Source organism: uncultured Cardiobacterium sp. (genome assembly GCF_938028185.1).
Classification (GTDB): domain Bacteria; phylum Pseudomonadota; class Gammaproteobacteria; order Cardiobacteriales; family Cardiobacteriaceae; genus Cardiobacterium.
Genome location: NZ_CALJAH010000331.1, coordinates 1 through 5,747 on the forward strand (window position 1 = coordinate 1; position 5,747 = coordinate 5,747).

Consider the following 5,747-nt stretch of genomic DNA (forward strand, 5'->3'; position numbering starts at 1 on the left):
CAAAGAGGCGCGCCATTGCTTTGCGCAGGACGGGCATGCGCGTCGCGCCACCGACGAGGATGATGTCGTTCAGGCTGGCGGCGCGCACGCCCGCGTCGCGCAGGGTTTGTTCGATGGGAATGCGGCAGCGCTCCAGCAGCGGTTCGCAACGTTTTTCCCAGTCGGCGACGGTGATGTGCCATTCGAGCGGCGCGCCGTTGTGGTTCACCTGCATGGTGGTGTCGCCGCTGCCGAGTGCCTGTTTGGCGCGTTCTGCCGCAGCATAAAGCGGGCCTTGCGCGTCTGCGAGGTTGATGGCGCTGTGTGTGGCGGCAAAGCTCTGGATGAGCAGTTCGGTGAAGTCTTCGCCGCCGAGCATATTGTCGCCGGCGCTGGCGCGCACTTCCATGATGCCCGCGAACATATCGAGCAGGGTGACGTCAAAGGTGCCGCCGCCGAGGTCAAGCACGAGGAATTTCTGGTCGTCGCCGTCCTGGTGCAGGCCGTAGGCCATCGCTGCCGCTGTCGGTTCGTTCAAAAGGCGCTGCACGTTCAGCCCCGCCAGTTCGGCGGCGTGGCGCGTCGCCCGGCGCTGGGTGTCGTTGAAATAGGCGGGCACGGTGATGACCGCGTCGCGCACCGCCATGCCCAGCGCCGCTTCGGCATCGCTTTTGAGCGAACGCAGCACGAGGGCGGACAGCTCCTCCGGGCTGTATTCGTGGCCTTTGCCGAGGCGGTAACGCTTGCTGCTGCCCATGTAGCGCTTGAAGGCGGCGGCGGTGGCGAAGGGGTGCGAGACGAGGCGTTCGCGCGCCGCCTGGCCGACGAGGATCATGCCGTCGTTATCGACGCTGACCACTGACGGAGTGAGGACGCTGCCGAGGGCGTTCTTGATAAGTTGCGCCTTGCCGTCATGCCAGTAGGCGACGAGGCTGTTGGTGGTGCCGAGGTCGATGCCGAGGATGGGGGCGGTGTTCATGTGGTTAAGCTCCGTGCGGGAAAGCGGATTAGGAAGCATCCGCCGGGCGGATATTGAAATAGGTGTAGAGGTAGCCGTCGGCGCGATTTTCGCGGAAGGTAAATTCGGCGTCTTCGGCGACGTAACCAGAGGCAAGGATGAGGTTGAGCAGCTCTTGGGTGCTGTGCGCCGCCGCTTCTTCGAGGCTGACGACGATGCTTTCAACCTGCAACCCCGCAGCGGGGATATGCAGTTTTTGGTAGAGGGCGGTGTATGTCAGCAGCGGGAAGCGCTGCTCTTCGCGGATTTCGCCGCCTTCCGGCAGGCGGATGCGGGCGAAGCGGTCGGGGGTTTCAGTCATGACGTGTTTCGTGTGAAGCAGAAGCGGGGTGGCGTGTTGACAAGGTTTACCGCGCCTTTATCCAGGCGATGCTGTCGCGGATGGCGCGTTCGCAGTATTCGCCGAGGTGCGGGTGCGCCGGTTGTTCGAGGCAGAGCTCAATCAGACCACTAATGATCATTGACAGGTAAAAGTGCAGGTATTCGGGGTCGGCCTCTTTGCGCAGTTCGCCGTTTTCTTTGCCGCGTTTTACGGCATCGCGGCATTGTGCCTGCCATAGCGCGAGGTATTCCTGGTGCAGTTTTTCCAGCGGTGCCGCCTTGCCGTGCTGGTGGAAGGCGCGGTAGAAGCGGAGGCGGTCGGGGCTGCGGATGAGTTCGTGAAAGTAGGCGATGAAGTTGTCGCCCAGCGTTTGCCAGATGTCGGGCGCGCTGATGGCGGCGGCGTTTTGCCGCATCAGGTCGTCAAATTGTGCCTGCGCCAGCGCGGCGACGATTTGTTCTTTGTTGTCAAAATGCCAGTAGATGGCGCCGCGGGTCACTTCGGCCTTGCGCGCGATGTCGCTCAGGCTGGTCTGGACGTAGCCCTGTTCGTCGAAGAGGACGAGGGCGGCTTTTAATATGTCGTGGCGGGTTTGTTCGGCTTCGGCTTTGGTTCTGCGCATGGCTTCGGGGATATTTTTTGCGGATTTGACCGCAGTATAGCAATGTTTATGGATTTACATTCGGCGCTGTATATAATGCGCGGTTCTTTCAGCTTTTTAATTCCGAGGACATTATGATGGAGATTCGCCCGTTTTATCTGATGGTTGCCGCCGCGCTGGCGGTGTTTTTGCAGCCCGCGCTGGCGCAGGTGCAGGATGCCGACAAGGAGAGCAAGGAAGGCGGCGCCGCCCCCGCTGCCGGTCAGCAACCCCCGCCGCCGCAGGCCGGGGTACTGGTGGTCAAGCCGCAGACGGTGGTCGTCACCGAAAACCTGCCCGCCCGTCTGGAGGCTTCACGCGAGGCGGTGATTCAGCCGCAGGTGAGCGGCATTGTGCAGAAGCGGCTGTTTGAGGAAGGCTCGCTGGTGCGCGCCGGGCAGCAGCTCTATCAGATTGATGACGCGGTTTATCAGGCGAATTTGCAGTCCGCGCGCGCGCAGTTGTCGCTGGCGCAGGCCAACAAGGCACTGGCGCAGAGTACCGCCAACCGCTACGCGCCGCTGGTCAAGGAGAAGGCGGTTTCCCGCCAGACGTATGATCAGGCGCTGACCGAGGTCAAGGTCGCCTCTGCCAATATTCTCGTCGCCGAGGCGGCGATCAAGCAGGCGGAAATCAATGTGCAGTACGCCAAGGTGCTGGCGCCGATTTCCGGGGTGATTGGCAAGTCCAACGTCTCCGAAGGCGCGCTGGTTTCCCCCGGCAACACCACCAGCATGGCGAAGATTCAGCAGCTTGACCCGCTCTATGTGAATATCACCCAGTCCGCCGCCAACCTGATGCGCATCAAGAAGGAGTTCCAGTCCGGCGCGCTCAAGGGCGTGGATTTTGCGGTGCAGATTACGCTGGATGACGGCACGCCGTACCCGCACAAGGGGCGGATGCTTTTTGCCGACCAGACGGTTGACGCCAGCACCGGCGAGCTGCTGTTGCGCGCCGAGGTGCCGAACCCGGACGGGATGCTGTTGCCGGGGCTGTATGTGCGCGCCGACATTCCGCAAAGCCAGTTCCATAATGCCTATCTGGTGCCGCAAAGTGCCGTCACCCGTGGCAAGACCGACACGCTGCGCGTCGTCGCCGAAGACGGCACTTTTGCGCCGCGCGAGGTGAAGATTGCCGGTTCGCAGAAGAATCAGTGGATTATCACCGGCGGCCTCAAGCCGGGCGAAATGGTGATGGTCGATACTCTGTCGCAATTGATGGGCAGCGCGACCCGCATCACCCCGGTCATTCTCGGCGCGGACGGCAAACCGCAGGCGCAGCCGGGGCAAGCCGCGCAACCTGCCAGTAGCAAACCCGCCGCCAGCCAGCCTGCCGCTCAGTAATCCGGGGGAATCATGTCCAGATTTTTCATTGACCGACCAGTCTTCGCCTGGGTCGTCGCCATCTTCATCATGCTCGGCGGCCTGCTCTCGCTCTACCGCCTGCCGGTAGAGCAATACCCGAACGTCGGCGCGCCGACCATCAACATCAACGTCGCCTACCCCGGCGCCAGCGCGACCACCATCGAAGAATCGGTGCTCTCGGTCATCGAGCGCGAAATGAACGGCATCGACGGCCTTGACTATATGACCGCGACCGCGATGGCAAACGGCACCGGCTCGCTGGCGCTGACCTTCAAATCCGGCACCAACGAAGACATCGCCCAGGTAAACGTGCAAAACAGCCTGTCGCAAGTGACCTCGCGCCTGCCGTCCTCGGTTACGCAAAACGGCATCACCGTCTCCAAATCTTCTACCGGCTTCCTCATGGTAGTCTCGCTCAGCGTCAAGGACGGCTCCGGGCTTACCGTCGAAGATGCGAGCGACTACGCCGTGCGCAACGTCATCCCCGAACTGCAACGCATCCCCGGCGTCGGTGGCGTGCGCCAATTCGGCTCCGAAGCCTCGATGCGCATCTGGCTCAACCCGGAAAAACTGCGCGGCTACGACCTGACCGCCGCCGACGTCTCCGCCGCCATTGCCGCACAAAACCGGCAAATCCCGGCGGGTAGCATCGGCGCCCTGCCTGCGGTCGCCGGGCAAACTTTCTCCGCCACCATCAACATCCCCGGCCAGCTCAGCGACGTCGCCCAATTTGAAAACATCGTGGTGAAAAGCACCGAAAGCGGCGCCACCGTGCGCCTAAAAGACGTCGCCCGCATCGAAATCGGCCAGCAAACCTACGCCACCTCGCTCCGCCTAAACGGCGAACCGAGTACCGGGATGGCGGTGCAGCTTTCTAACGACGGTAACGCCGTCGCCGTCGCCAAAGCGGTCAAGGCGCGCATGAAAGAGCTGGCGCAATACTTCCCGGAAGGCATGGTTTGGTCCACGCCCTACGACACCTCGACCTTCGTCAGCCTCTCTATCAACCAAGTACTGCATACCCTCGGCGAAGCGATGGCGCTCGTCTTCGTGGTGATGTTCCTCTTCCTGCAAAACCTGCGCTACACCCTCATCCCTGCCATCGTCGTCCCGGTCTCGCTCTTGGGCGCGGTCGCCTTGATGAGCCCGCTCGGCATGAGTATCAACGTGCTCACCATGTTCGCCATGGTTTTGGTCATCGGTATCGTGGTGGATGACGCCATCGTCGTCGTGGAAAACGTCGAACGCCTGATGGCCGAAGAAAGGCTCACCCCCTACCAGGCGACGCGCAAAAGCATGGGACAAATCTCAAGCGCTATCGTTGGTATCACCCTGGTGAACATCGTCGTCTTCGTGCCGATGTCTTTCTTTAGTGGCGCGACCGGTAACATCTACCGCCAGTTCGCCCTCGTCATGGCGTCTTCCATCGGCTTCTCCGGCTTCTTGGCGCTAACGCTCACCCCCGCACTCTGCGCCACCCTCCTGAAACCGGTACGCGACGACCACCACGAAAAACGCGGCTTCTTTGGCTGGTTTAACCGCCTCGTCAAAGTCGCCACCCATGCCTATGAAGCGACCGTCGCCAAATTCATCCGCATCAGCTACGCGATGTTTGTGGTGTACCTCGCCGTTACCGCTGGCGCGGTGTACATCTACACCCGCCTGCCGACCGACTTCCTCCCCAACGAAGACCAAGGCTTTATCATCGCCAGCATCCAGCTGCCCGCTGGCGCCACCGCCGAGCGCACCATCGAAAAAATCAAAGAAATGGAAGCCATCGTCAAACAACAGCCGGAAGTCGAAAACGTCGTCGCCGTGCAAGGCTTCAGCTTCAGCGGTCAGGGACAAAATATGGGCCTTTCCTTCATTACCTTGAAAGACTGGAAAGAGCGTCCCAAACCAAACCAAAGCGCCAGCGCCCTCGGTGGCCGCCTCATCGGCATGTTCATGGGCATCAGCGACGCCACCATCTTCGCCTTAAGCCCGCCGCCCATCCCCTCGCTCGGTACCTCCAACGGCTTCAACCTCATGCTCGAAGACCGCGGCAACGCTGGCCACGAAGCGCTGCTCGCCGCGCGCAACCAACTGCTCGGCATGGCAGCGCAAGCCACCAGCGAAGTTACCCAAGTGCGCCCGGATGGCATGGAAGACGCGCCACAACTGCGGCTGGACATCAACCGCGACGCCGCCTACGCGCAAGGCGTGGACATCACCTCCATCGCCAGCACCATCGGCACCAACTTCGGCTCCGCCTACATCAACGACTTCCCCAACAAAGGCCGTTTGCAGCGGGTAACCGTCCAATCCGACGCCGCCGCACGTATGCAGCCGCAAGACCTGTTGGCGCTGAACATCCCCAACCGCAGCGGTGGTCAAGTGCCGCTTGGCAGCATCGCCAGCCTCAGCTGGGAAAAAGGCGCGATG

Annotated in this window: 5 protein-coding genes; 2 read left to right on the plus strand and 3 right to left on the minus strand. The window is 61.7% G+C overall.

Annotated elements, in window-relative coordinates:
• The 3 genes from Q0349_RS09750 to Q0349_RS09760 form a co-directional block, all read right to left on the minus strand.
• On the minus strand, nt 1–958 hold a 958-nt coding region (locus tag Q0349_RS09750; protein WP_298080705.1), incomplete at its 3' end, for a molecular chaperone HscC.
• 28 nt (nt 959–986) lie between these two features.
• A complete protein-coding gene (locus tag Q0349_RS09755) occupies nt 987–1,298 on the minus strand; it encodes a hypothetical protein (RefSeq protein WP_298080706.1) in 312 nt (103 codons plus the stop codon).
• Between the two features lie 46 nt (nt 1,299–1,344).
• Nucleotides 1,345–1,941 carry a TetR family transcriptional regulator gene (locus tag Q0349_RS09760; protein ID WP_298080707.1) on the minus strand — a complete coding sequence of 199 codons (597 nt, stop codon included), beginning with the start codon at nt 1,939–1,941 and terminating at the stop codon, nt 1,345–1,347.
• A gap of 113 nt (nt 1,942–2,054) precedes the next feature.
• Here Q0349_RS09760 and Q0349_RS09765 point away from each other — a divergent pair, with 113 nt between their 5' ends.
• Both Q0349_RS09765 and Q0349_RS09770 read left to right on the plus strand, forming a co-directional pair.
• Nucleotides 2,055–3,302, plus strand: a complete 1,248-nt coding sequence (locus Q0349_RS09765; protein ID WP_298080709.1) for an efflux RND transporter periplasmic adaptor subunit — start codon at nt 2,055–2,057, stop codon at nt 3,300–3,302.
• A gap of 12 nt (nt 3,303–3,314) precedes the next feature.
• Nucleotides 3,315–5,747: efflux RND transporter permease subunit (locus Q0349_RS09770; RefSeq protein ID WP_298080711.1), on the plus strand; the 2,433-nt coding region annotated here is incomplete at its 3' end.

Bases quoted from the DNA above. Each gene is read 5' to 3' on its own strand.
- Q0349_RS09760 (WP_298080707.1), bottom strand. From the start codon at position 1,941: ATGCGCAGAACCAAAGCCGAAGCCGAACAAACCCGCCACGACATATTA.
- Q0349_RS09765 (WP_298080709.1), top strand. From the start codon at position 2,055: ATGATGGAGATTCGCCCGTTTTATCTGATGGTTGCCGCCGCGCTGGCG.
- Q0349_RS09755 (WP_298080706.1), bottom strand. From the start codon at position 1,298: ATGACTGAAACCCCCGACCGCTTCGCCCGCATCCGCCTGCCGGAAGGC.